30 protein-coding genes are annotated in these 22,314 nt (G+C 65.0%); 12 read left to right on the forward strand and 18 right to left on the reverse strand.

Annotated features, from left to right (window positions below):
* The first annotated feature begins 50 nt into the window (after nt 1-50).
* Both JJB99_RS14625 and JJB99_RS14630 read left to right on the forward strand, forming a co-directional pair.
* Nucleotides 51-1,046 (forward strand): Tim44 domain-containing protein, encoded by a 996-nt coding sequence (locus tag JJB99_RS14625; RefSeq protein ID WP_200499411.1) that lies wholly within the window; start codon nt 51-53, stop codon nt 1,044-1,046.
* A gap of 153 nt (nt 1,047-1,199) precedes the next feature.
* On the forward strand, nt 1,200-1,907 hold the full coding sequence (locus tag JJB99_RS14630; protein WP_200499412.1) for a glutathione S-transferase: 708 nt from the start codon (nt 1,200-1,202) through the stop codon (nt 1,905-1,907).
* 1 nt (nt 1,908) lies between these two features.
* Here the strand turns inward: JJB99_RS14630 and JJB99_RS14635 are convergent, their stop codons facing one another.
* The 3 genes from JJB99_RS14635 to JJB99_RS14645 form a co-directional block, all read right to left on the reverse strand.
* Nucleotides 1,909-2,583 (reverse strand): methyltransferase family protein, encoded by a 675-nt coding sequence (locus tag JJB99_RS14635; RefSeq protein WP_200499413.1) that lies wholly within the window; start codon nt 2,581-2,583, stop codon nt 1,909-1,911.
* Between the two features lie 117 nt (nt 2,584-2,700).
* Entirely contained in the window at nt 2,701-2,874 is a 174-nt protein-coding gene (locus JJB99_RS14640; RefSeq protein ID WP_200499414.1) for a hypothetical protein, read from the reverse strand.
* A 121-nt stretch (nt 2,875-2,995) separates the two neighbouring features.
* The gene (locus tag JJB99_RS14645) at nt 2,996-3,466 is read right to left on the reverse strand and encodes a hypothetical protein (protein WP_200499415.1); all 471 of its coding nucleotides are present in this window, start codon (nt 3,464-3,466) and stop codon (nt 2,996-2,998) included.
* A gap of 214 nt (nt 3,467-3,680) precedes the next feature.
* On the opposite strand from JJB99_RS14645, the gene JJB99_RS14650 reads away from it, so the two are divergent.
* Entirely contained in the window at nt 3,681-5,336 is a 1,656-nt protein-coding gene (locus tag JJB99_RS14650; RefSeq protein ID WP_200499416.1) for a fumarate hydratase, read from the forward strand.
* 41 nt (nt 5,337-5,377) lie between these two features.
* On the opposite strand, the gene JJB99_RS14655 is transcribed toward JJB99_RS14650, so the two are convergent.
* From JJB99_RS14655 to JJB99_RS14675, 5 genes are all read right to left on the reverse strand, one after another.
* Nucleotides 5,378-5,674, reverse strand: a complete 297-nt coding sequence (locus JJB99_RS14655; RefSeq protein WP_200499417.1) for a hypothetical protein — start codon at nt 5,672-5,674, stop codon at nt 5,378-5,380.
* Nucleotides 5,675-5,780: 106 nt separating this feature from the next.
* Nucleotides 5,781-6,335, reverse strand: coding sequence for an inner membrane-spanning protein YciB (locus JJB99_RS14660; RefSeq protein WP_200499418.1), 555 nt, complete (start codon nt 6,333-6,335; stop codon nt 5,781-5,783).
* 12 nt (nt 6,336-6,347) lie between these two features.
* On the reverse strand, nt 6,348-6,923 hold the full coding sequence (locus JJB99_RS14665; RefSeq protein WP_200499419.1) for a hypothetical protein: 576 nt from the start codon (nt 6,921-6,923) through the stop codon (nt 6,348-6,350).
* Nucleotides 6,924-6,999: 76 nt separating this feature from the next.
* Nucleotides 7,000-7,260 carry a hypothetical protein gene (locus JJB99_RS14670; protein ID WP_200499420.1) on the reverse strand — a complete coding sequence of 87 codons (261 nt, stop codon included), beginning with the start codon at nt 7,258-7,260 and terminating at the stop codon, nt 7,000-7,002.
* Between the two features lie 129 nt (nt 7,261-7,389).
* Nucleotides 7,390-8,787 carry a carotenoid oxygenase family protein gene (locus tag JJB99_RS14675; RefSeq protein WP_200499421.1) on the reverse strand — a complete coding sequence of 466 codons (1,398 nt, stop codon included), beginning with the start codon at nt 8,785-8,787 and terminating at the stop codon, nt 7,390-7,392.
* Nucleotides 8,788-8,893: 106 nt separating this feature from the next.
* Between JJB99_RS14675 and JJB99_RS14680 the strand changes: the two genes are divergently transcribed.
* Nucleotides 8,894-9,625, forward strand: coding sequence for a TetR/AcrR family transcriptional regulator (locus JJB99_RS14680; protein WP_200499422.1), 732 nt, complete (start codon nt 8,894-8,896; stop codon nt 9,623-9,625).
* Nucleotides 9,626-9,640: 15 nt separating this feature from the next.
* On the opposite strand, the gene JJB99_RS14685 is transcribed toward JJB99_RS14680, so the two are convergent.
* A complete protein-coding gene (locus tag JJB99_RS14685; protein WP_200500162.1) occupies nt 9,641-10,246 on the reverse strand; it encodes a hypothetical protein in 606 nt (201 codons plus the stop codon).
* A gap of 162 nt (nt 10,247-10,408) precedes the next feature.
* Between JJB99_RS14685 and JJB99_RS14690 the strand changes: the two genes are divergently transcribed.
* Nucleotides 10,409-10,969: an SET domain-containing protein gene (locus JJB99_RS14690; RefSeq protein WP_200499423.1), complete on the forward strand. Its 561-nt coding sequence runs from the start codon at nt 10,409-10,411 to the stop codon at nt 10,967-10,969.
* A gap of 97 nt (nt 10,970-11,066) precedes the next feature.
* Here the strand turns inward: JJB99_RS14690 and JJB99_RS14695 are convergent, their stop codons facing one another.
* Entirely contained in the window at nt 11,067-11,465 is a 399-nt protein-coding gene (locus JJB99_RS14695) for a hypothetical protein (protein ID WP_200499424.1), read from the reverse strand.
* Between the two features lie 35 nt (nt 11,466-11,500).
* Nucleotides 11,501-11,743 (reverse strand): hypothetical protein, encoded by a 243-nt coding sequence (locus JJB99_RS14700; RefSeq protein ID WP_200499425.1) that lies wholly within the window; start codon nt 11,741-11,743, stop codon nt 11,501-11,503.
* A 102-nt stretch (nt 11,744-11,845) separates the two neighbouring features.
* Here JJB99_RS14700 and JJB99_RS14705 point away from each other — a divergent pair, with 102 nt between their 5' ends.
* Complete coding sequence (locus JJB99_RS14705; RefSeq protein WP_200499426.1) at nt 11,846-12,667, forward strand: helix-turn-helix domain-containing protein; 822 nt, start codon at nt 11,846-11,848, stop codon at nt 12,665-12,667.
* A 77-nt stretch (nt 12,668-12,744) separates the two neighbouring features.
* Complete coding sequence (locus JJB99_RS14710; protein WP_200499427.1) at nt 12,745-13,410, forward strand: DsbA family oxidoreductase; 666 nt, start codon at nt 12,745-12,747, stop codon at nt 13,408-13,410.
* A 6-nt stretch (nt 13,411-13,416) separates the two neighbouring features.
* On the opposite strand, the gene JJB99_RS14715 is transcribed toward JJB99_RS14710, so the two are convergent.
* The 3 genes from JJB99_RS14715 to JJB99_RS14725 all read right to left on the reverse strand — a co-directional run bounded on the left by JJB99_RS14715 (nt 13,417) and on the right by JJB99_RS14725 (nt 15,613).
* Nucleotides 13,417-14,580 carry a GNAT family N-acetyltransferase gene (locus JJB99_RS14715; protein WP_200499428.1) on the reverse strand — a complete coding sequence of 388 codons (1,164 nt, stop codon included), beginning with the start codon at nt 14,578-14,580 and terminating at the stop codon, nt 13,417-13,419.
* 210 nt (nt 14,581-14,790) lie between these two features.
* Nucleotides 14,791-15,117, reverse strand: a complete 327-nt coding sequence (locus tag JJB99_RS14720) for a hypothetical protein (protein ID WP_200499429.1) — start codon at nt 15,115-15,117, stop codon at nt 14,791-14,793.
* 91 nt (nt 15,118-15,208) lie between these two features.
* Nucleotides 15,209-15,613 carry a hypothetical protein gene (locus JJB99_RS14725; RefSeq protein ID WP_200499430.1) on the reverse strand — a complete coding sequence of 135 codons (405 nt, stop codon included), beginning with the start codon at nt 15,611-15,613 and terminating at the stop codon, nt 15,209-15,211.
* A gap of 168 nt (nt 15,614-15,781) precedes the next feature.
* Between JJB99_RS14725 and JJB99_RS14730 the strand changes: the two genes are divergently transcribed.
* The gene (locus JJB99_RS14730) at nt 15,782-16,012 is read left to right on the forward strand and encodes a hypothetical protein (RefSeq protein WP_200499431.1); all 231 of its coding nucleotides are present in this window, start codon (nt 15,782-15,784) and stop codon (nt 16,010-16,012) included.
* Nucleotides 16,013-16,043: 31 nt separating this feature from the next.
* Complete coding sequence (locus JJB99_RS14735) at nt 16,044-18,110, forward strand: pyrroloquinoline quinone-dependent dehydrogenase (RefSeq protein WP_200500163.1); 2,067 nt, start codon at nt 16,044-16,046, stop codon at nt 18,108-18,110.
* Here JJB99_RS14735 and JJB99_RS14740 read toward each other — a convergent pair.
* The gene (locus JJB99_RS14740; protein WP_200499432.1) at nt 18,104-18,346 is read right to left on the reverse strand and encodes a PilZ domain-containing protein; all 243 of its coding nucleotides are present in this window, start codon (nt 18,344-18,346) and stop codon (nt 18,104-18,106) included. The two genes, JJB99_RS14735 and JJB99_RS14740, sit on opposite strands and share 7 nt — an antisense overlap.
* A gap of 120 nt (nt 18,347-18,466) precedes the next feature.
* On the reverse strand, nt 18,467-18,931 hold the full coding sequence (locus JJB99_RS14745; RefSeq protein WP_200499433.1) for a PaaI family thioesterase: 465 nt from the start codon (nt 18,929-18,931) through the stop codon (nt 18,467-18,469).
* A gap of 363 nt (nt 18,932-19,294) precedes the next feature.
* Between JJB99_RS14745 and JJB99_RS14750 the strand changes: the two genes are divergently transcribed.
* Entirely contained in the window at nt 19,295-19,594 is a 300-nt protein-coding gene (locus JJB99_RS14750; protein ID WP_200499434.1) for a hypothetical protein, read from the forward strand.
* A 105-nt stretch (nt 19,595-19,699) separates the two neighbouring features.
* The gene (locus tag JJB99_RS14755) at nt 19,700-19,954 is read left to right on the forward strand and encodes a hypothetical protein (protein WP_200499435.1); all 255 of its coding nucleotides are present in this window, start codon (nt 19,700-19,702) and stop codon (nt 19,952-19,954) included.
* 13 nt (nt 19,955-19,967) lie between these two features.
* Here JJB99_RS14755 and JJB99_RS14760 read toward each other — a convergent pair whose 3' ends face one another.
* Nucleotides 19,968-20,210 (reverse strand): DUF6894 family protein, encoded by a 243-nt coding sequence (locus JJB99_RS14760; protein ID WP_200499436.1) that lies wholly within the window; start codon nt 20,208-20,210, stop codon nt 19,968-19,970.
* A gap of 174 nt (nt 20,211-20,384) precedes the next feature.
* Complete coding sequence (locus JJB99_RS14765) at nt 20,385-20,573, reverse strand: hypothetical protein (RefSeq protein WP_200499437.1); 189 nt, start codon at nt 20,571-20,573, stop codon at nt 20,385-20,387.
* Nucleotides 20,574-21,799: 1,226 nt separating this feature from the next.
* On the opposite strand from JJB99_RS14765, the gene JJB99_RS14770 reads away from it, so the two are divergent.
* Nucleotides 21,800-22,072: a hypothetical protein gene (locus JJB99_RS14770; protein WP_200499438.1), complete on the forward strand. Its 273-nt coding sequence runs from the start codon at nt 21,800-21,802 to the stop codon at nt 22,070-22,072.
* Nucleotides 22,073-22,314: the final 242 nt, after the last annotated feature.

Consider the following 22,314-nt stretch of genomic DNA (forward strand, 5'->3'; position numbering starts at 1 on the left):
AAACCGGCTTCACTTTTCGCGAAGTCTGCCCATCTTAAGCGCACGTCCCCATGCCGGGGACTTGGGAAACGCACATGAATTTCTCGCAACGCTCCCGCAGTCTCTTCAAGGTGATCGCCGTCGTGCTGGCGCTTGCGCTGCCGACTGCTCTCGCCATCTCCTCCGCTGACGCCCGCGTCGGCGGCGGCATGTCGTCGGGCTCGCGCGGCTCGCGCACCTACTCGGCCCCGCCGTCGACCACGACCGCGCCGGGCTCGACCTCGCAGTTCAACCGCACCTACACCCAACCGGGCGCAGGCATGAATTCGGCCGCGCCGGCGCGCGGCGGGCTGTTCGGCCGCGGCGGCGGCTTCCTCGGCGGCCTTGCGGCCGGCTTCCTCGGCGCAGGCCTGCTCGGCATGCTGTTCGGCGGCGGCCTGTTCGGCGGCCTCGGTGGCTTGTCCTCGATCCTCGGCCTGATCATCCAGATCGTGCTCGTGGTGTTCGTGGTGCGGCTCGCGATGTCGTGGTGGCAGCGCCGCCACAGCCCGCAGGCGGCCTATGCCAATGCTGACGCCGGCGTCGGCCCGGGACCGCAGACGAACTATCGCGGCGGGCTTGGCGGTGGCCTTGGCGGCTTCGGTTTCGGCGCCAACAACGCGCCGCTCGAGATCAAGCCTGACGACTATGAGGCATTCGAACGTCTGCTCGGCGAGATCCAGACCGCCTGGTCGAACGAGGACGTGGCCAAGCTGCACACGCTCGCCACGCCGGAGATGGTCTCCTATTTCGAGCAGGACCTCGCCCAGAACCGTGCGCGCAACGTCGTCAACAAGGTCAGCAACGTGAAGCTGCTGCAGGGCGACCTTGCGGAAGCCTGGCGCGAAGGCGAGACCGAATACGCCACGGTGGCGCTGCGCTTCGCGCTCACCGACAAGACGCTCGATCGCAACTCCGGCACGATCGTCGCCGGCAGCGAGCAGCCGGGCGAGGTGACCGAAGTCTGGACCTTCGCCCGCCGTCCGGGCGGCTCTTGGGAATTGTCGGCGATCCAGCAGACCAATTGATCGCACAGGGATCGACGGAAAGGGCGTCGTGCTTTGGCACGGCGCCCTTTTTGTTTTCTCCACGCAGTGTAAGCGGCGTCCGCGCGGCGCTGACGGAACCTTGGCGCGAGTGCTACATTGGTCTCGTCGCTCTCACGCTCACGGACCTCTCCCATGAAATACGAGCTCTACTACTGGCCCGAGATCCAGGGCCGCGGCGAATATGTGCGGCTGGCACTGGAGGAGGCGGGGGCGGCTTACGTCGACGTCGCGCGCGGGCCGCGCGGCACCAGCGCAATGATGAAGATGATGGATGCGGATGGCGGCACGCCGCCTTTTGCGCCGCCGTTCCTGAAGGCCGGCAAGCTCGTCATCGGCCAGACCGCCAACATCCTGCTCTATCTCGGCGCCCGGCATGGCCTGGCGCCGAAGACGGAAGCAGGCCGGCTCTGGGTGCATCAGCTTCAGCTCACCATCACCGACCTCGTGGTCGAGATCCACGACACGCATCATCCGCTCGGGCCTTCGCTCTACTACGAGGACGCGCGTCCTGCAGCGAAGAAGCGCACCGTCGATTTCTGGGATGAGCGCGTGCCGAAATATCTCGGCTATTTCGAACAGCTCCTCGCCGGCAATGGCGATGCGTACGTGACCGGCCGCAGGCTGACCTATGTCGATCTCTCGCTGTTCCAGATCGTCGCCGGGCTGCGCTACGCGTTTCCGAAGCGCATGAAGGCATTCGAGACAGATGTCCCGGGCCTGGTCGGCCTGCACGATCGCATTGCGGCGCGGCCGAACATCAAGGCCTATCTCGAAAGCGAGCGCCGCATTCCCTTCAACGAGCAGGGCATCTTCCGCCGCTATCGCGAGCTCGATGCGTGAGTCACCACACGCCCGGCAGCAGGCGATAGCGTACGCGCGCCGCATAGTCGGCATAGTCCGGCAGTCCCTCGCGCAACGTCCGTTCCTCGATGCGGATGCGGACTGCAAACAGCGCAAGAAAGAGCGGCGTCATCGCAAGTCCCCACCACGAGCCCAGCAGCAGCGGCACGCCCGCGAAGAACAGCATCATGCCGCTGTACATGGGATGGCGGATATGGGCATAGGGGCCCGTCGAGATCACCCGCTGCGCGCGCTCGGCCTGCAGCTTCACCACCGGGGCGGCGAACGAGTTCTCGCGGAACACCCAGAGTGTGAACAGTGTCGAGAGCAGGAACAGCACGAAGCCGAGTGCCTGGAGCGCGACCGGCATGTCGGAGGATTGCATGCGCCGGTCGGCACCCATCAGCGCCAGCCAGGCCAGCATCGCGATGACGAAGACGCTCATGAATGCTTTGTCGGCGGCGGGCTGGTCCCTTTGCAGGACCGGCCGCAGCCGTTCGGCGAGCAGCGCCGGATCGATCCGGTAGAGCCACCAGCCGCAGACCGGCCCGAGCAGGGCGCAGGTGAGCAGGAACGCCCAGGCCGACGGCCAGCGCAGCGTGCCGGCGCACGCGAACAGCAGCGCGCCCATCGCGAACGTGGTGATCGTGTTTTGCAGCAGCAGCCTTGCGATCATGCGCAGATCCCGGAGTGGCTGCGCACGAGATTGGTCCCGCTATTCGGCAAAGATGCGGCCGGACGCGCGAAAAGCCCGATCGACCGGATCGGGCGTTTCAGCTTCGGCAGGGGCCGATCAGGCGAGTTGATCGATCCGCGTGCCCTGGCCCGGCGGCAGCGGCGCGGGCGGCTGCGGCTTGTAGGTCGGATCGGTGTCCTCAGTCTTGGTCTGGTCGTCCTGCGGCTTGGTCGTGTCGTAGTTAGGTACCACGATCGCGATCGGCGGCGGCGCTACGGTGGAAACCTTCATCCACAAATCCTCACACATGGAAACAATTGAGCCTGCGCCGCGAGGCGCGAAATTTCCTTCAAGGCAATCGTTAAAATGCGAGGGGATTGGGTCTGGTGGGAGAGGCGCTGCGTGCGTCCGCCTATTCATCCTTGCCGCGCGTGATCGCGATCGACGCGTCCGCCTTGGTGCGGGTGCATTCCATGTTGAGCCGCCGGTAGCGCATGCTGATCTTGTCGCCGCGCAAGAGACCCATCCGCTTCAGGCAGCGTGTCGCGCCTGTGGTGGTGTCGTCCTTCGTCACCGTGAAGACGATCGCCGCCATCGATCCCACCAGCGCAAAGAACTCCGGCGTCGGCTTGCGATCGCCCTTGGCATAGAGCTCGATGGAATATTTGTCGCCGCGGCATCCCACGGACAGTTCCTTGGCCGCCGGGTGCGAGAGGTAGACGACATTGGCGGCGCGAAAGTTCACCTTGAGGCGATCGATCTGGTTCGACAGCTCCTTGGCGCTGTCGTCGCAGCGGTCGGCGCGGGCAGGCGAGGCGAGGGTCACAAGGCTGGTGATGGCGGCGACCAGGATCGCGCCGCGGACGTTCAGTCTAGAAATCATGATAAAAAGCCCCTTATGGGGGCACATTCAAGCGTCGCCGGGCGCGGAGCGCAAGGGTCGGCGCCAGCCTTTCCACGTGCTGCGCCAATGCCTTCCCGAGGCCGAGCCGCCCTCTTACATGCGTAACGTTCCCCTCCTTTTCCGGACAAAATGCGGTTAGAACGCTTCCATGCTGAGAGGCCCAGCCAGGGCTCCAAAACCCGAGATTCGCCCCATGAACGCTCCCACTGCCTTCCCCGATCCGACAAAACCCGTTCCGCCCTACAAGCACACCCCGCTGTTTCCGCTCGGCAAGGACGAGACGCCCTACAAGAAGATTTCGTCCGAAGGCGTGCGGGTCGAGAGGGTTCTGGGCAAGGACATGCTGGTGGTGTCGCGCGAGGCGCTGCGGGCGGTGTCGGAGGCGGCCTTTGGCGACATCAACCATTATCTGCGGCCCGGTCATCTGAAGCAGCTTCGCGCGATCCTGGAGGACGGCGAGGCGAGCCCGAACGACAAGTTCGTCGCGCTCGACTTCTTGAAGAACGCCAACATCGCGGCCGGCGGCGTGCTGCCGATGTGCCAGGACACCGGCACCGCGATCATCATGGGCAAGAAGGGCTGCAACGTCATCACCGATGGTGACGACGAGGCGGCGCTGTCGGAAGGCGCGCGCGATGCGTATCTGCGGCGCAACCTGCGCTACTCGCAGGTCGCCCCGCTCTCGATGTACGAGGAGAAGAACACCGCCAACAACATGCCGGCGCAGTGCGAGATCTACGCCGAGGGCGATGACGCCTACAAGTTCATGTTCATGGCGAAGGGCGGCGGCAGCGCCAACAAGAGCTTCCTGTTCCAGGCGACGCCTTCCGTGCTCACCAAGGACCGGCTGCTCGCATTCCTGAAGGAAAAGATCCTCACCCTCGGCACCGCGGCGTGCCCGCCTTATCACCTCGCCATCGTGATCGGCGGCACCTCGGCCGAACTCTGCATGAAGACGGTGAAGCTCGCCTCCGCCCGCTATCTCGATGCGCTGCCGACGCACGGCTCGCCCGACGGCAACGCCTTCCGCGACGTCGAGATGGAGCAGGAAATCCACAAGATGACGCAACAGCTCGGCGTCGGCGCGCAGTTCGGCGGCAAATATTTTTGCCACGACGTGCGGGTGATCCGCATGCCACGCCACGGTGCTTCGCTGCCCATTGGCCTCGGCGTGTCCTGCTCCGCCGACCGCCAGGTACTCGGCAAGATTACCAGGGACGGCGTCTATCTCGAGGAGCTCGAGCACAACCCCGCGCAGTATCTGCCTGAGGTCGAGCAGTCGCTCGGCGGTGAGGTGGTCAAGATCGACCTCAACCAGCCGATGAAGGATATTCTGGCGACGTTCTCGAAGCACCCGATCAAGACCCGGGTCTCGATGACCGGCACCATGATCGTCGCGCGCGATTCTGCCCATGCCAAGCTGCGCGAGCGGCTGGAAAAGGGCGAGCCGCTGCCGGACTACTTCAAGAACCACCCGGTCTACTACGCCGGCCCGGCCAAGACGCCCGAAGGCTACGCCTCCGGTGCATTCGGGCCGACCACCGCGGGCCGCATGGATTCCTTTGTCGACCAGTTCCAGGCCGCTGGCGGCTCGATGGTGATGGTGGCCAAGGGCAACCGCGCGCCTGCCGTGCGCGAGGCCTGCAAGAAGTATGGCGGCTTCTATCTCGGCTCGATCGGCGGCGCTGCGGCGAACCTTGCCGAGCACTGCATCAAGAAGGTCGAGGTGCTCGAATATTCCGAGCTCGGCATGGAAGCGATCTGGCGCATCGAAGTTGTCGACTTCCCGGCGTTCATCATCATCGACGACAAGGGCAACGACTTCTTCAAGGAGTTGAATCTGGGCTGAGGCCTTCACCTCGCCCCGCAAGAGCGGGGCGAGGGAGAAGATCAGGCCCGCGTGCCCGTGAACGGGAAGCTGCCCATCGGGCCGATGCCCATCTCGCCGCTCATGCTGTCGCCGGAGACGGTGCCGATGAACTCAAGGGTGAGCGGCATCGGATTGGTGATCGAAACCTTCCAGTTGACGGCGTCGCCGCTGACGGTGCCGTCGAAAATCTCGGCGGTATTGCCATCCGCACCCTGCGTGCCCGTGAGCGTGCCGCCGTCGGCCTTCAGGCTCAGCGTTGCCTGGCGCTCGCCCATCGGCGTCGTCATGGTCAGATTCCAGTTGCCGTCCACGGCCATTCGCGTCTCCCGAACAATCCCGGCGGGCCGCGACGATCCGCGGCCAGTCCTGGGCCGAGCGTATAGCGCAACTCGCCGCGGCTGCCTAACGCCCCACAAGCGGCAATCAGGCGCGGGCGGCGGCGCGCCGGCGGCTGGTGACGATGAGCCGCAGCACGACATACTGCACGGCAAAGGCCAGGATCTTGGCGCCGCCGGCGACCACCGTGATGTAGAACGCCCACAGCTTCAGATCGCCGGTCGAAGCCACGAAGATCATGCCGGCGCCGAGCGCGAACATCAGCGCCGCCCAGGCATAGCCCGCAGCCGTCACATATTCCGGCACGGTCTCGCTGACGATCGGCGGCATGTAGCGCAGCATCCAGCCGCGCTTGAGCATGATGGCGCCGATCGCGAAATGCGCGATCGAGGGCTTTGCCAGCATGAAGCGGGGATCGTTGGTCAGCAGCGTGACGGTCCCCAGCACGACGACCAGCGCGAGACTCGCATAGGTCATGTAGTTCAGCTGCTGTCCCTTCACGCGGGCGTAGAAGACCTGCGCGACCGCGCCGGCAATCGCAACCGATGTCGCCAGGATGACGTTTTCGGTGATGAGATAGATGACCAGGAAGACGATCGCGGAGAGGAAGTCGGAGGCAAGGCGGGCGAATACGTCCTTCATCGTCGGTCCTGTTCAGCGAGGGGTGGGCAGCGCGCCGGACGGCGTACCGTACTTGATCTGGCGATACTCGGGATACCATTTTGTGAAGTAGATCGCGCTGTTGCGGGCGGCGAAGGCGACCGCAAGGCCCGACCAGACCGGCAGGCCGGGGAAGTAGAGCAGCACGATGTTGGCGGCCATCATCAGCAGAGCGGCCACGGTCCAGGCGCCGGTGATGATGTAGTTGGCGGTGAGGAAGCCGGGCATCGCCGCGGTCTCCCCCGGCACCGCTTCAAGCGCATATTGCAGCGTGAAGGGCCGGCGGACCAGCATCGAGCCGAGCGAGATGACGAAAATGCCGATATCGACCGACAGCTTGACGCCGAGTGTGCCGAGCGCGGGATCGAGCAGCGTGAGGTAGAGGCCGATGGCGGCGAAGGTGATCGCCGAGCCCACGGCCAGGATCTTCACGGAGCGGCCTCGCAGCACATCGATCGCGATGGTGGCGAGGCAGATCGCGGACGCCGCGAACACGCTTGAAGCCGCCGACGTCACCAGCATCAGGAACGTATAGACGCCGTAGGGCGCGAGGATCAGGAAAATCGCCATGGGCCGCCTCGGTCAGGTCGATCTTTACGATGTAAAGATCAATAATCGAGAGGCGATGCCGGGTCAAGCAAAATCTTTACAGTGTCAAAATGGTATAGGCAACCTCCAAGAAGTGAAGCGCTGCAACGGCTTGGTCGGAGGCCTCGTCGGCGAGATCGGCCCAGGGCAGGCGCGACAGGATCGGCAGCGCCGAGGCGATCAAAAGGCCGGCGCCGAGCACGATGCCGCCGTTGAAGACGGCGAGGCTGCTCCGCCGCAGCCGCATGATCTGGAGTGCGAGTGCGGCGCCGGTCAGGGCCAGGGCAACGAAGGCTGCGGTGATCGAGGGCATGTACATCGGAAACTCCTCGTTCTGTCGTTCCGGGGCACGCGAAGCGTGAACCCGGAATCCATCGGGCCTCAGAGCGCGCGGTAAAATGGATTCCGGGCTCGGGCCAAGCGGCGCGCCCCGGAATGACGATGGGCGCTACGCCGCACCCACCCAATTGCCGTGAAAGCCGTCCGGCACGCGATGGCCGAGCTGCACCAGGGCGACGGGGCCGGCCTCGATATCAGTGGCGTTGAACACGGCAAGGTCGCTGCGATTTTCCCGCGCGCGCCAGACCACGGCGAGCAGCCAGCCGTCGGCCTCGGCTGCATCCTTCGACCGTTCGACGAACACTGGCTCGGAGATGGTATCGCCGGCCGGCAGCAGGTAATGGCCGAGCCGCTTGCCGGTGCCGTCGACATAGACGATGCCGGACAGCGCGCCGAACATCGGCAATTTTGGATTGACGCAGGCGTACCAGCCGTGGCGACTTTTCAAGCCGGCGCGGCGATCGTCGATGCGCGGGAATTCGCCCGTGAGCTCGTCGAGATAGGTCTGCTGGAAGCGGTCGGTATGTCCCGAAAGATCGAACGTCCAGCGGCAATGACGGGCAAAGGATTTTTCGGGATTTGTTGGCCGGCCGTCGGGATGCGGAAATAGTGGCGCCTGCTCGAACTGCATGACATCCGCAATGATGCGATCGCCGTCCTCCCATGCGTTCATGACGTGGAAGACGTAGCAGGCCTCAGCGCGGAACCAAATGATGTCCTTTGCCGTCCCGCTGCGCTTCATGACTCCGACATAGGCGCCTTTCTCGGGCTCCCAGGCATAGGGCGGCTTGCCGCTCATCGCGCGCTCCATGCTGCCGGTGAGGGGAAGGATCGGAAACAGCACGTGGTTTGCGGTGACGATGAAATCGTGCACCATGCTGGCATAGGGTGCCTCGAATCGCTCGAAACGCGTCGCCTTGCCGGAGGCGTCGATCGATCCGTAGGAGAGGGCCGGCGTCAGCGGTCCCGCGGCGTTGTAGCCGAAGAAGACGAGCTCACCGGTACCTGGATCGACCTTTGGATGCGCCGTAAAACCGCCGGCGATACGCCCCTGGTAGTCGTGATAGCCGCGCGTCGCCAGCGTGCCCGGCTCGATCTCGGTCGGCAGATGCGCTTCCTCCAGCGCCAGCAGCTTGCCGGCATGGAAGATGAGGTTGGTGTTAGCGACGCCGCCGTCGGTGAGATGTGCCGGCGCATCCGGCAGCTTGCGGCCGAAGCCGCCGAACAGCGCGCGGCCGGCATCGTGCTCGGCGAGCCATTTCGGCGTACGGACCCAGCGGTTGCGGTAGCTGGCGCGGCCATTCTCGAGGTGAAAGGCGTGCAGCATGCCGTCGCCGACGAACCAGTGCGCGCCGGGCGAATCGAACTGCGGGTTGGGGCCGTTGCGATAGAGCGTGCCGTTCAGCTCGCGCGGCAATTCCCCGACGATCTTGAGGAAGGGCGCATCGGCCTCGAACGGAATCGGCGCGATGTTGTTGCGGCGCTCGATGACGGCGTCGTGCTGCACGGCGTATCCCTCCCCATCTTTACATCGTAAAGATCGAATAGTGCCGATCGTCGCATTCGTCAAGTGAAATCTTTACACTGTCAATATTGCGTCATATAGCTTGCAAATGGCCAAGACCGACACCAAGAGCGAAACCGCGCGCAAGCCGCGCACCCCGCGCAGGACATCGTCAGCAGCGCAGCCGCGTTCCGCGCGCCGCCCGGCAGCAGCGAAACCCGAGACGCCGTATCACCATGGCGCCCTGCGCGAGGCGCTGCTCCAGGCCGCCGAACGGGTACTCGAGCGCGACGGGCTGTCCGGCCTGACATTGCGTGCGGTAGCGCGCGAGGCGGGCGTGTCGCACGCTGCGCCCACCCATCATTTCGGCGATCTCACCGGCCTGCTCAGCGAGCTCGCTGCGGTCGGCTTCCGCCAGTTCAACGCGGCGATGGCCTCGTCCTGCGATGCCGCCACCACGCCGCTCGCGCGCGCGCTGGCGCGGCCGAAGGCCTATGTCGCCTACGCGCAGGCCCATCCCGGCATGTACGGCATCATGTTTCGCACGGAGCGGCTCGACTATTCGAGACCGTCTCTGCAAGAGGCGGCTGAGGCTTCGTTTGCCGGACTTGCCAATGCCATCGGCGCGATGCGCCAGGAGCAGATCAGCGGCGATGCGCTGACGCTGAACCAGGGCGCCGCCATCGCGCGCGCCTGGTCAATGGTGCACGGTTTCACCATGCTGCTGCTCGACGGCCGCCTCGAAGACATCCTGGAGCGGCTGCCCGAGGGCACCACGGCCGAACGGCTGCTCGAGGCGATGCTGATGGTGCCCGTCACGGGCAAACTGCCGGGGCCTTGATCGACCGGCAACGTCCTAGCGCATCGTCGCGAGCTCGACGGCGCGGCCGCGGTTGCCAACGATCTTCACCTCGTCTTTGCCGCAATTGAAGCTGCGAGCGAAATTGTCGGCGGCCTTGCGCGCAAGCTCGTTGGCGTTGGGATTGGCAATCGCATCGGCATAGGCGACGTGGCAGACCGGCCCCGGCGGCAGCCGGGTCACTATCAGCATAGCCTTGATGTTCGGCCGTCCCTGCTTGTCGGGATCGCTGTTGTCGGCGATGTGCCAGCGCTGGATGATCGCAAACGCCTTTGTGGCGGCGCTGCGCCATTCGATCGTCGTCTCCGATGAATTGAACGGGGCGAACCAGAGCTTTGCCGCCGGCTCATCGGCGGCGGCCTTGCGATTGCGTCCGACCGAAACGACCTCGCGAAGATCGTCCTCGGCGATCAGCACGATCAGGCCGTCCTTGCCCGGGCAGACCCGCGTCGTGCTGCCGTCGAGTTCGCTGGGCTTGCCGACCTGACGGCAGTCCTTTGGCGCTGTGGAGGTGTAGGTGCTGCTCATGGATTGGGCGAGGGCGCTGTTGACGCCGGTGCAGCTCATCAGGACAGCCAGGCCGGTGCGGGTGATACAGTTCATCATGACGCCTTGAGGTCGCGGGAACTCCCTTCCATCAGACGTCTTCATTGTGGGCAAGGTTCAAACAACGGCGGGATAGACCTGACAGCGCCGCGGAATCGTTCTAGAAGGGCGGCGTCCGCCCGCGCTTAGCGCGCCTCGTTTGCGTCATCTCATTCGATCATGCCCAACATCGCTTCCCGCAAAGCTTATCGCGTCGGCCGTTCCAAGACCGGCCTTGGCCTCTTCGCCACCATGCCGATCAAGAAGGGCACCCGGATCATCCGCTATTTCGGGCCGATCCTGGACTCGCGCATTCCCGCCCATGACGAGATCGAGAACAAGTATTTGTTCGAGCTCAACGGTCGCTGGACCATCGACGGCTCGGTGCGCAAGAACCTCGCCCGCTACATCAATCACTCCTGTCGGCCCAACGCCGAATCCGACGTCCGGCCGCGCGAGCGCAAGGTCTTCATCCGCGCCATCAAGAACATCGAGCCGGGCGAGGAGATCAACTATGACTACGGCACCGACTACTTCAAAGCCTATCTGAAGCCGATCGGCTGCAAATGCGCCGCCTGCGAGAACAAGCGCAAGAAGCTGCGCGCCGAAGCTCGCGCCGAACGCGCCAAGGTGAAGGCGCGCACCGAGCGCAAGGCCAAAAAAGCGCCCACCAAGGGCGCCAAAAAGAAGAAGCTCAACGGTCACGCATTCAGCAAGGCTAACGGCCGCGCGCGGGCATAGCGCCAAGCCGAGCCTCCAGCTCCGTTGTCATGCCCGGCTTGACCGGGGCAATGCCGGGTCGTCCGGTCGAGCCGGGTGACGACAGCGAGATGCGGCCTTACGCCGCCACCACACCCCCGCTCTTGCGCAATCCCACATATTGCAGCTCGGCGAACACGCCGGTCGCGATCGCCTGCGCCACGACCATGAGCTCGCCAGCGAGGTTCGGCGCGATCGCGCCCGAGAACAGCAGTGCAATGCTGCCAATCGTCCAGGCGGCGTTGCCGACCACGACCAACAGCACGAGCGGCTTTGCAACGGAGGCGCGTGAGGCCAGCCAGCCAACCAGCGCGGTGTAGGCGATCAGGAACAGGCCGGTCTCGCGCAGCAGCGCCTCAGGCAGGTTGAACAGGGACGCGAACGCGCTGGCGCCGCAGGTGAAGCCGAGGGCAGCGATGCCGCTGAAGACGGCGTCGGCGAGCAGGGCACGTCGCAGGAAGGTGGATGAGTCGATCATCTTCGGTCTCCTTGCTGGGTTGGGCCTGGGGAAACTCAGCGCAGTCCGCACCACCAGGCGCGGAGCAGGCGGGCGAGGCGGAATGGGCAGAGGCTCCGGCCGACGCTGTGCTCGAAGGCAAGAACTTGCGCGACCACATAGTCGCCGGTGGAATGCACCAGTGGCTCCGGCATGTTGAGACTGCGCGCCAGCATGCGGGTCGCGAACGCCATGGCCCAATCCAAAAGCTTGGGAACAAGGTGGTCGGCGAGGGTCCGGTAGAGCAGCAGCGCGATCATGGTTCATCTCCCGTTGCCACCGAAGATGCGCGCGGGCGGGCCCCAATTCGATTACCTCGCGGGTAATGGAAGGGCTGAAATCTGCATGCTAGGTTTTCGACCATGAACGCACATGCATCCACGGCCCAGGCCGAACGCAGCCAGCGGGTCCATATCGGCGATCATTTGCGCGAATGGCGGCAGCGCCGCCGCATGAGCCAGCTCGATCTCGCCGGTGAGGCCGAGATCTCGGCGCGGCACCTGAGCTTCGTCGAGACCGGCCGCGCCGCGCCTTCGCGCGAGATGGTGCTGAGATTGGCCGAGCGGCTCGACGTGCCCTTGCGCGAACGCAACGTGCTGCTGGTCGCCGCCGGCTACGCGCCGGCCTTTCCGCAGCGTCCGCTGGAGGATCCCGCCTTGAAATCAGCCCGCCAGGCGATCGACCTCGTCCTCAAAGCACACGAGCCCAATCCTGCGCTGGCCTATGACCGGCACTGGAATCTGGTGACGGCCAATCGCATGGTGGCGCCGCTGCTCGAAGGCATCCCGGAACGGCTGCTCGGACAGCCCTTCAATGTGCTGCGGCTCGCCTTTCATCCGGAGGGGTTGGCACCACGCACGGTCAACCTCGCGGAATGGTGCGCGCATCTTCTCGAGCGGCTGCACCGGCAATGCGAGGCCACCGCCGATCCGGAGCTGATCAAGCTGTACAACGACCTCAAGAGCTATCCCATTCCGGCGCGCTCGGCGCCGCTGTCAGGCGACAATGTCGCAATCCCCTTCAAGCTGCGACAGGGTGGGGAAATACTCAGTTTCTTCTCCACCACCATGGTGTTCGGCACGCCCGTGGACATCACGCTGTCCGAGCTGGCGCTGGAGACGTTCTTCCCGGCGGATGAACGCACGGCCGAACGGCTCAGGCAGATGGCCGCAGCCATGTCCTAGCGGCCTTCCCGGTCCCTTGCCTCGCAGCGGGTTCGGCTTATCTTGGGGCAAACCCGCACCGCCCGAAGGAGGCACTCATGAGCACGCTGAAACCGCTCCAGATCGATGTCGTCTCCGACGTGGTGTGCCCGTGGTGCTATATCGGCAAGCACCGGATCGAGAGTGCGCTGGCGCTCGTTCCGGACGTTCCGGTGAAGCTGAATTTCCGTCCCTTCTTCCTCAATCCCTGGGTGCCGCGCGAGGGCATCAGCCGCGAGGATTATCTCACCACCAAGTTCGGCTCGGTCGACGCCTATAAAGGCATAGCGGGACGCGTCGTCGCAGCCGCCAGCGAAGAAGGCCTCGTCTACAGGCCCGAGCTGGTCGCGCGCCAGCCCAATACGACCGACTGCCATCGCCTGATCCTGTGGGCCGAAACAATCGGCAAGGCGCCCGAGATGAAGCAGCGCCTGATGGAGCTCTACTTCCGCGACGGCGGCGATCTCACCGATGTGAACGTGCTGGTGCAGGCGGCCGCCGATATCGGCCTCGATGCCGACGACGTGCGCAAGCGCCTCGCAACCGACGAGGACGTCGCGCGCGTCTCGGCCGACGCGCAGGAAGCCGCCGAGAAGGGCATCTCCGGCGTGCCGACCTACGTCTTTGCCCAAAAGTATGCCGTCTCCGGCGCGCAGGATCCGAACCTGCTCGCCCGGGCGATCCGCCAGGTCTCTGCGGAGATCAACGCGCAGGCGGCGGAGTAGCTTCGCTTATTTGCGGAGCAGATGGACTATGCGTCGCGCGCTCGCGTGCGCGGCGTTGAGGCCGGCCAGCGCTGCGTGAATCAAGGCCACGACCGGGTCATTCCGCCGCAGCGGGATCAGCACGTCGCCGATCGCGAAGCGTCCGCGCCAGATCGGGTTGATCATGGGATGGCCGGCGCTTGCGGTGGAATCCGCACTCGCAATGGCCGGATCGGCACAGAGGTGGCGGGTGAGGTCGAGCGTGAGCTGCACGCCCGGCGAATATTTTGCAAAACGTTCGTCGATGCCGAGCTTGAAGAAGAATGCGCGGTCCTGATGGCGCAGCACGATGCCGGCGGCGACCGGCGTCGCGCCAGCGCGAAGCGTGACGATCTCGCACTGCGCGGTTTCGGCGAGTGCGGGCACTGCGCGGCGGATGAAGGTCGCATCGCCTCCGTGCTGGATCAGTGCGGTGCCGCGCTGGCCTTTCCAGCCGCTGGCTTCGAGCTGCAGGAACGTTTCGAGCGCCGGCCTGATCTCGTCGGACTTGCGCGCGATGTCGAACACGACGGGACCGTGCGCTTCGAGACGATGGCGCTGGCGGCGCAGCTCCTTGAGCTTCTTGGTGCCGAGCGCATCGCGCAGCAGCATCTCGCCATCTTGCGTCGCATCGAGGCTGGCGCGGGTGTAGGAGGAGAGGATGCGCGGCTTCAGGCCGTCGCGATCGAGAGCCTGCTTGAGCGCATTCATTGCCGCGCCGTCGAGCGCGACGTCATTCAGCACCAGCGCATGTGCGCCGGCCTGCCGTGCCTGCTGCAACAGGCGGGTGGCCGCGTCGATCGCGGCGTCGCGGTCGATCAGCGGGCTGCACAGCGTGCCATAGGGATGCGCGCTCATCAGCGCGGGCAGGGGGATCTTTAGGGCGCGCCAGAGCGACATCACCGGCATCAGCCCGATCAATCGACCCGAAGATCCGTCCAACGCGGCAAGCGCGGAGGCATCCGTGCGGCCGCGCGCACTCGCGCTGACGGCAAGCTCCCAGGCAGGAAGGTAATATCCGTTCGGCTCGACGGCGCGCTGCGCCAGCGCGCGCCAGTGGCCGGGCTCGACCGCCGTCAGTGGGACGAGCGCGGGCGTTGCATCCTTCGCCGATGCCGGATTGATCGAAGCCAGATGCGCAATGTCGACCACGTCCGTCGTCCCCGTTCACGCCAGGCAGCCGCCGGCGTCAGACCGGTCATGCTTAGCGCAAAGATTGGAAATTCCCGTTGGGACGCCGCTTCAATTCGAGTGGTATTGTTAACGTCTCATTCGCGATGGGAGGGCGCGCGGGTCGGCTCCTTCGCGACAGCACGAGGCCGGGCGAAGACCTCGCCCGGCCTGCTCTCAGAGCTGTCTCGCTTACCAGCGGTCGTCGACACCGACGCCCACGCTGACACCTGGAGCGCGAATGCCGACGCCGGCGCGCGGGCCGTCGTCCCAGTCGCGATAGGTACGGCGCTCGTAATAGCGTTCGCGCGGCATGGTCGCGTAGGAGTCGCGCACGATCACGCGCGCGCCGCGGCGGGTGCGATAGCAATTGCCGTCGTCGCAGACCAGCCGGACCTGCTGAATGAGATCGGGATTGGTATATTCGCTGGTCGTGTAGATATCGGCGGCCTTCGCGCCGCCCGCGGCCGCCAGAGCCCCGACGCCCGCCAGCAGTGCAATCGTGAACGTCCTCATCATGTCCTCCTCCGAAGCTGCCCTTGGCGATAACAAGAAGGGGAGGAGATGATCGTTCCCCGCAACAATGCAGGTTTTTCCCGGAACCGGGCCGTCAGATCGGTTCGTAGCTTTCCGACCCGCAGATGTCGTCTGCTTCCGCGCGACGCCGATCGACCACTTTTCCGCCGTTGATGGTCACAATGTAGGTCTGGGTGCCGAGCGAGGTGCCGGTCGCGGAGGTGAGCTGGGCGCGGACGCAGGCGGTCCAGCCCGGTCCCCGCACCTCGTGGTGCGGCGGGGCGACATGCACCTCACGCGGATAGGAAGTGTTGAGAAAGACGACATCGATCTGCTCGCGCACCAAGCGCTTGACATCGGGCGCCGGCTCTGGCGGCGGCTGCTCGACTTCCTTCATGCGCATGAACTCGGGCACCGGCGCGCGGCTGTCGGCAAAACCGCAGGCACCGAGCGCGAGCGCGCCGGCAAGCAGCACCGCATGAGCAATGATCCGCAACATTCCTGGAGGTCCCCTGCGGGCCAACAGATAGGCATGAATGCGATCCGGCGAAGTCCACGCCGATCAAGATTTGCTGAAGGCCAGTTTTGCTGGAGACCCTGGCCGCGCGGCATTGGCTATTAGGGGATTGCAGGCTAGTTTGTACCCCAGAGGTGGGGGATTGCACCAATGAGGATTTTGGTCATAGCGGCCGCCGTGCTGGGACTGTCGGCTGTCCCCGCGGAGGCGCAGGGCCGCGGCAGAGGCCAGCCGAACGAAGGCGGGCAGAAGGCTGACAACAAGCCCAAAGTCGACGAGAAGGCCTACAAGGCCGCGCTCGATCGCATTCCGGAGCCCAAGGAAAAGTATGATCCGTGGGGCGGGGCTCGCCCCAGTGAGCCCGCCAAGAAGCCAAAATAAAGTGAGGCGGGCGTTGCGCACCCGCTTGCATATGCTCGCCGCGCTCATCGTGCTCCTGTTGGTCGTGCGGCCATGCTCTGCCTGGGAGAGCTGGGGCGGCGATGCCGGCGGCTCGCGTTTCTCGCCGTTGCGGCAGATCACGCCCGACAACGTCGGCCAGCTCGTCCGCGCCTTCGAATATCACACCGGCGATCTCGCCGCGCGCTCGCCCGAAGTGATGCGGCGAACCAAGTTCGAGGCGACGCCGCTGTTCGTCGAGGACAGCCTGATCTTCTGCACGCCATTCAACGAGGTGATCGCACTCGATCCCGGCACGGGTGCGCAGAAATGGCGCTACGATCCGAAGATCGCCACCAATCAGCGTCCCGCCAATCGCTATGTCTGCCGTGGCGTCACCTGGTGGGTCGATGATCAGGCGCCCGCGAATGCCGCCTGCCGATCGCGGATCTTCATGGGCACCAACGATGTCCGCCTGATCGCGCTCGATGCGAGAACGGGCATTCCCTGTGCCGATTTCGGCAATAGCGGCGAGATCAAGCTCGATATCGGCATGCCACTGGACTGGCCCGGCGAATTCCAGATCACCTCGCCACCGGCGGCCGGCCGCGGTGTCGTCGTGGTCGGCTCCGCGATCGGCGATAACCGCCGCGTCGATGCACCGAGCGGCGTGGTGCGGGCCTTCGATGCGCGCACAGGCGAGGCGCGCTGGACATTCGAGCCGCTCAACCGCGAGGGCATCGAGGCCGGCCACGCCAACGTCTGGGCGCCGATGTCGGTCGACGCGGCGCGCGGGCTGGTGTTCCTGCCGACATCCTCCTCCTCGCCGGACTTTTGGGGCGGCAAGCGGCCGGGCAACAACGAGCACGCCAATTCGGTGATCGCGCTGCGCATCGAGACGGGCGAGCTCGTATGGGCCTTCCAGGCCGTGCATCACGACGTCTGGGACTACGACCTGGCAGCGCAGCCGACGCTGGCGCGTCTCGACAGCGGCGAGAGCCTGCGCGACGTCGTGATCCAGCCGACCAAGCAGGGTTTTGTGTTCGTGCTCGACCGCGATACCGGCAAGCCGGTCTGGCCGGTCGAGGAACGCGCGGTGCCGCAGGGCGTCGCGGAGGGCGAACGACTGTCACCGACCCAACCGTTCCCGACGCATGTGCCGGCGCTGACGCCGCAGACGATCTCGCCCGATGATGCGCTCTCGCTGCTGCCTGGTTTGCGTCGCTCGTCCTGCCAACGGCAGTTTGCAGACGCGCGCAACGAGGGACTGTTCACGCCGCCTTCGGTGCAGGGCACGCTGGAATTTCCCTTCACCGGCGGCGGGGTGAACTGGGGCAGCGCGGCCTTCGATCCAACGGGCCAGATCCTCTACGCCAACACCAGCCGCGCCGTTCATCTTGTCAGGCTGATCCCGCGCGCGGAGGCGGCCGGATTCAATCCGCCGCCCGGTCATGATTTCGGCCAGCAGCGCGGCGCGCCGTTCGCGGTGTCGCGTGCGGTGGTCACGTCGCCGTTCGGCTTTCTCTGCAACAAGCCGCCCTGGGGCGAGATGGTTGCGGTCGATCTGAAGGCCGGAAAAATCCTCTGGCGTTCGACGGTCGGCACCACCGAAGATCTGGCGCCGCTCGGCGTGCCGCTGCCCTGGGGCACGCCGCTCGTCAACGGGCTCGCCGTCACCGCAGGCGGTCTCGTCTTCACCGGCGCAATGGATGCCTATTTGCGCGCGTTCGATGCGCGCAGCGGCAGGGAGCTGTGGCAGGGCCGGCTGCCGGTGCCGGGGGTCGCCAATCCCATGACCTATCTGTGGAAGGGCGAGCAATATGTCGCGATCGGCGCGGGCGGTCATTCCGAGGCAGGCACCTCGATCGGCGACAGCGTCGTTGCGTTTCGCCTGGCGCGGCCGGGCGAAGGGCCGTCACTGTGGTCACGCACGATCGATCGTCCGGGCGGACGATTTGTTGCGGCATCGACAGCGATCGCTCTCGCGATCATCGCGCTTGTGAGCGCAGGTCTGTGCTGGCGACGCCGTCGCCGTATCGCGCCAACTCGATCGCGGGGTGGACGCGACGCGAACGCTCGTTCACACCACGCGCATTATTGAACGAAAGCAAGGCCGACGCGCCGGTCGCTGCGCCATACGGGACGGCAATTCCGCACGAGATTGTCGCGCGCGATCGCGAGCGTGAACGATTGCGGCAGTGTGACGGGCGCATCGAGGTCGATCGCCGCGCCGCCTTCCGACACGTTTCGCACGATGCACGCGATGCCGCCATTTTCGAAGGTGATCGTCCCGCCCTTGAAAACGCGGTGACGCTGCGCTGCACGCTTCTCGATCATTGGCATTCATCCATAATAATGATTGTGAAGTAGTGCATAGAAATTACGTTGAACTAAACTCAATACTGGCGCTACTTGCGCAGCGCTTTAGATTTCGTTTACGACACGCGATTGTTCCGATCAGCCCGGCAGCATCGCGAACGCGCTCGATACCATCGCCACCTGCTTGTTGTCGGTAGCCGAGAGCAGCGTGACGCGGCCAAAGCTCATGGTGCGTCCGAGCCGCACCACGCGCGCGTCGGCGAGCACATCCGAGGATGAGACCGCGCGCATGAAATGCGTGGTCTGGTCGACCGTGGTCATCGGGCGATAGCCCCGGTTAGCGGCGAGGTTCGCGATCACCATCGCAGTGTCGGCGAGCGCCATCAGCGCCTGGCCGCAGACCACGCCGCCATTGCGGCACAGCCGCTCCGAGAACGGCATGCGCAGCAGCGCGCCGGGCTGCCAGTCCGGCGCATCTGCTGGCTGTTGGTACTCGATGCGCTCGACCGAGAGGTCGAGATCCTGGACCCAGGGCGCAAAGACCTCGCCGAGGATGCGTCTGGCCTCGGCGATGCCGAACTCGGCGTCTGGCTGCGATGGCATTGCTGTCGTTCCCTCCCTTGTTGCCGGATGTTTCGGCTATTGTGCGCGCATCGGCGCGGCAAAGTCACCCGGTCCGGCGCCAAGCCCGTCGGCTTGAAAATGCCCGACTTCGCTAGGTATGATGCCTCGCTTGGGTACGGGTGGTCCATGTTGCGTCGGTGTGTCCTGGTCTTTTGTCTGGCCGCGCTTGGCCTTGCTCTCAACGGGTGCACCAGATGCGGCCCGATCTGGGACGATTGGCTGCACGCGCCGAAATCGTGCAGATCGGACCGGTTCTAGCGAGCTATCGGGCGCGGCGGGGCCGTTGACAGAGATGACCAGACGCGGTTGATCCGCCCCTGATGAATGATCAAGGAGTGAGTGATGAAGCTTTTCCGTATGGCGGCGGTGCTGCTGGCCGTGCTGGCGGGACCGGCCTACGCGCAAATGCCCAATCTCAATTTGCTGCAGGAGGGGCCCAGCAAGACACCTGAGGAGAAGGCCGCGGATGCCGAGCGTGAAAAGGCCTACAAGGAAACGCTGAAGAAGATTCCGGACGCCAAGTCGTCCAACGACCCCTGGGGCGGCATGCGCTCCGATCCGCCGAAGCAGCCGGCGACGCCGAAGGCGTCGGCCGCAACCAGCGCGCCCAAGAAGACCAAGAGCGGCACGGCTGCCAACTGACGGCTGCGCGCCCCGAGGGCGGCCATGGCGCCTGCTGACGGGACTCCTCTTGATCCGGTCCGCTCCCTACATTGGGCCAAGCGTATTGCGTAGAGGAGGAAGGCGATGGCCGACCGGCCGCGGGATCTCGCCGAACGGATGGCGCGCCGGCGCAAGGCGGGCGGCAAGCCGGGTGCAACGACCGGCGACGGCTTTCTGCGCGAGACCTTCACCCTGCCGCGCCCGGCGGCGCGGGCGAGGGCAGAAGCCTTCTTCGCCCGCTACCCCAAGGCCGGCTACATGAGCGCGGTCGAGACCTGGCGCGAACTGCCCGGCGGCGAGATCGAATTCACCATGCGACGCCTGCCCAGCGCGGATTAGGGCCAGACCCTCCTTACAAGCTCTCCTCAAAGGTTTCCGCGACGATCCGGATCCGGAACACGGGCTCCTTGGCTTCGTCGAGCAGTTCTATATGCCATTCGGAGTTTGGCTGGAGCTTGCGGACGATGCCGGCCGCCATGTCGGCGCACATGCTGGTCATCTCCTTCCAGGCCGAATTGCGATCGGCAAATTCCGTCGCCTGGTCCGCACAGCCGGAATAGCGGCCGTTCCGGATTCGAAAGAAGTAGAGTGGCATGGCTGGCACCGATCACGCGTGACGGCCCCGCCCCAAGGCCATGGGCGCGCAGTGCAGTCCCAAACCGTCGCCGGATCAATTCCGGGCCGCTACGGACTTGCTGCGGTGCAAGTGTGCCATGCAGGCAGCGGCCCTGCTCGGCCGATTCGGGCCGCCTCATTCAGGCCGTCTCGCTCAAGCCGTCTCGCGTCCGATCGCCTTCAGCTCCCGGTCGATGCGCAGCTGCACCCGGCGGATCGCGAGCAGATCGATCTTGGTCTCGGTCTTGCCGGTCTTGACGGCATCGCCGATCCGGAACTGCCATTGCCAGATTCCGGGAATCGCCGTCTTCGCGACGGTGAACTCGACGCCCCTGTGATTCATGGTCACCTCCCACGATTCACCTGCCTCACTGCCAAACATGCTGGGCGTCATAATATTCCCGCGACAAGCGAAATCTGTCGGTAAGCTCCGGATAATTCACGGCTCTCGCGAGAGAGCACGCGCGTCGAAACAAACGAAATCGGATTCCGAAAGAATGGCCCTGCGCGCGAAGCTGGAACTCCGTGGTTCTCCGACCATGAACAAAGTTCCGAAGCTGCAGCCCTGTGCGCCCGCGGTTCCATCGGGTGTCCATGGCTTTCATCGCCTGAATCAGGCGCGGTTCCATCGCGCAAGCGGGAACCGCAACGAGCGCCGCACGGCCAATCGAAGGAACAGGAATATCGCTGTGTTTTCCACTTTTGCGTGTCGCGCATCTATGCTCTGCTTACAGCGACAATCAGTTCGGGCGCGATGTCGCGAAAGAGGAAGGCGTGAGCTGGCTGAGACATCTTGTGCTGCGCTGGGGCGCGCGGAATTTCTCGCTGGCCTGTCCTCATTGCCGGCATCCTGCATCCTCACCGACGTTCAGGCGCGCGCGCTTCATGCTCGGTGAAGAAGAACTCGTCTGCGAAGAATGCGGCGAGGCCAGCGTGGTCACGTTCTGGCGTTTCGAAGGACTGTCGTGCCGGTCCGATCGCACGCGAGCAATTCCCCACTCCCGACACTGATCGACGCCCGCGATCTGCGCCTTCGCGCTCCGCCTGAAGCGGGAAGAAAAAAACCCGCTTGGAGAGCCAAGCGGGTTAAAGGTTATTGGAGGCTGAGGTGCTGGGCTGCAACACCATAGCCGGGTGACCCTAACGGCCTCAGCTTACGGCAGCCTGACATGCCGACGAATCGCGCTCGCTCCCTGGAATCCGAAAAAGCCCCGCTCGGGGCTGAGCGGGCACGCGCCTGACGGCCGCACCGCAAGCCGCGCGTCAGGAGGCCGCAGACTGGCCCCGCACAGGTCCCAATTTGGCCATCCGATCGCACAACTGGAGCCACACCCCTCGGCGAAATTCCGTTCCTTCGGCGCAGCCATGGGGGAAACGTGGCACGCCGGGAATGGGGTAGCATCATGGACAACGTAGAGCGGTCATTCGCCGCCGCGACGGCGGCTGGCTTTGTCGTGCTGGTGATCGGCATCGTGCTGCTGGCGCTGTTTTAGGGCGGCCGTGCCGGATGGGCCGGGCCGCCGTGCCCGCAGCAGCGAGCCCTCATGCCCGCAGCATGATGCCCACGGCATGGCGGCTTTCAAAAAATTGAAAAACAACCCCATGCACAGTAGGCCGCCCGGCAATTTGCTTGCCCGGTCAATGAGTTGCGATTGCGGATTTATGACGGCGGCCGCGGGTTGTCCTTGCCCGCGTCAGCGTCGGTTGAAGAAAGGGCGCCGCGAGATCGAGAATGACAACGACGGCGCGAAGGGCGCTGTCGGCGGATCGGCGAAAAATCACAGAGGCCGCCGGCTGGACGACCTTACCTTTTTGGGTAGCAGTCCCAAGACGAACCATTGAGCCGGGAAGATGGGGAAAAGCAGCGCTCCCCAGAGAAACCAAGCACGCCTGGATCGGCCTCTCTCTTGCGCAAAGTTGGCCGTTACGCGCCCGCACCAACTCATCAAGACGACAACAACCAAAACAAACATGATCGAGCCGAGCATCGCAGGCTCCCGCTGATAGGTCTTTCGAGACGATATGGGATCGGCCCTCGCCGGCGATAGCCCCCGAACCGAAGCACTAGGCCACTCCCGGCATCA

It is taken from the genome of Bradyrhizobium diazoefficiens, assembly GCF_016616235.1.
Taxonomy (GTDB): domain Bacteria; phylum Pseudomonadota; class Alphaproteobacteria; order Rhizobiales; family Xanthobacteraceae; genus Bradyrhizobium; species Bradyrhizobium diazoefficiens_H.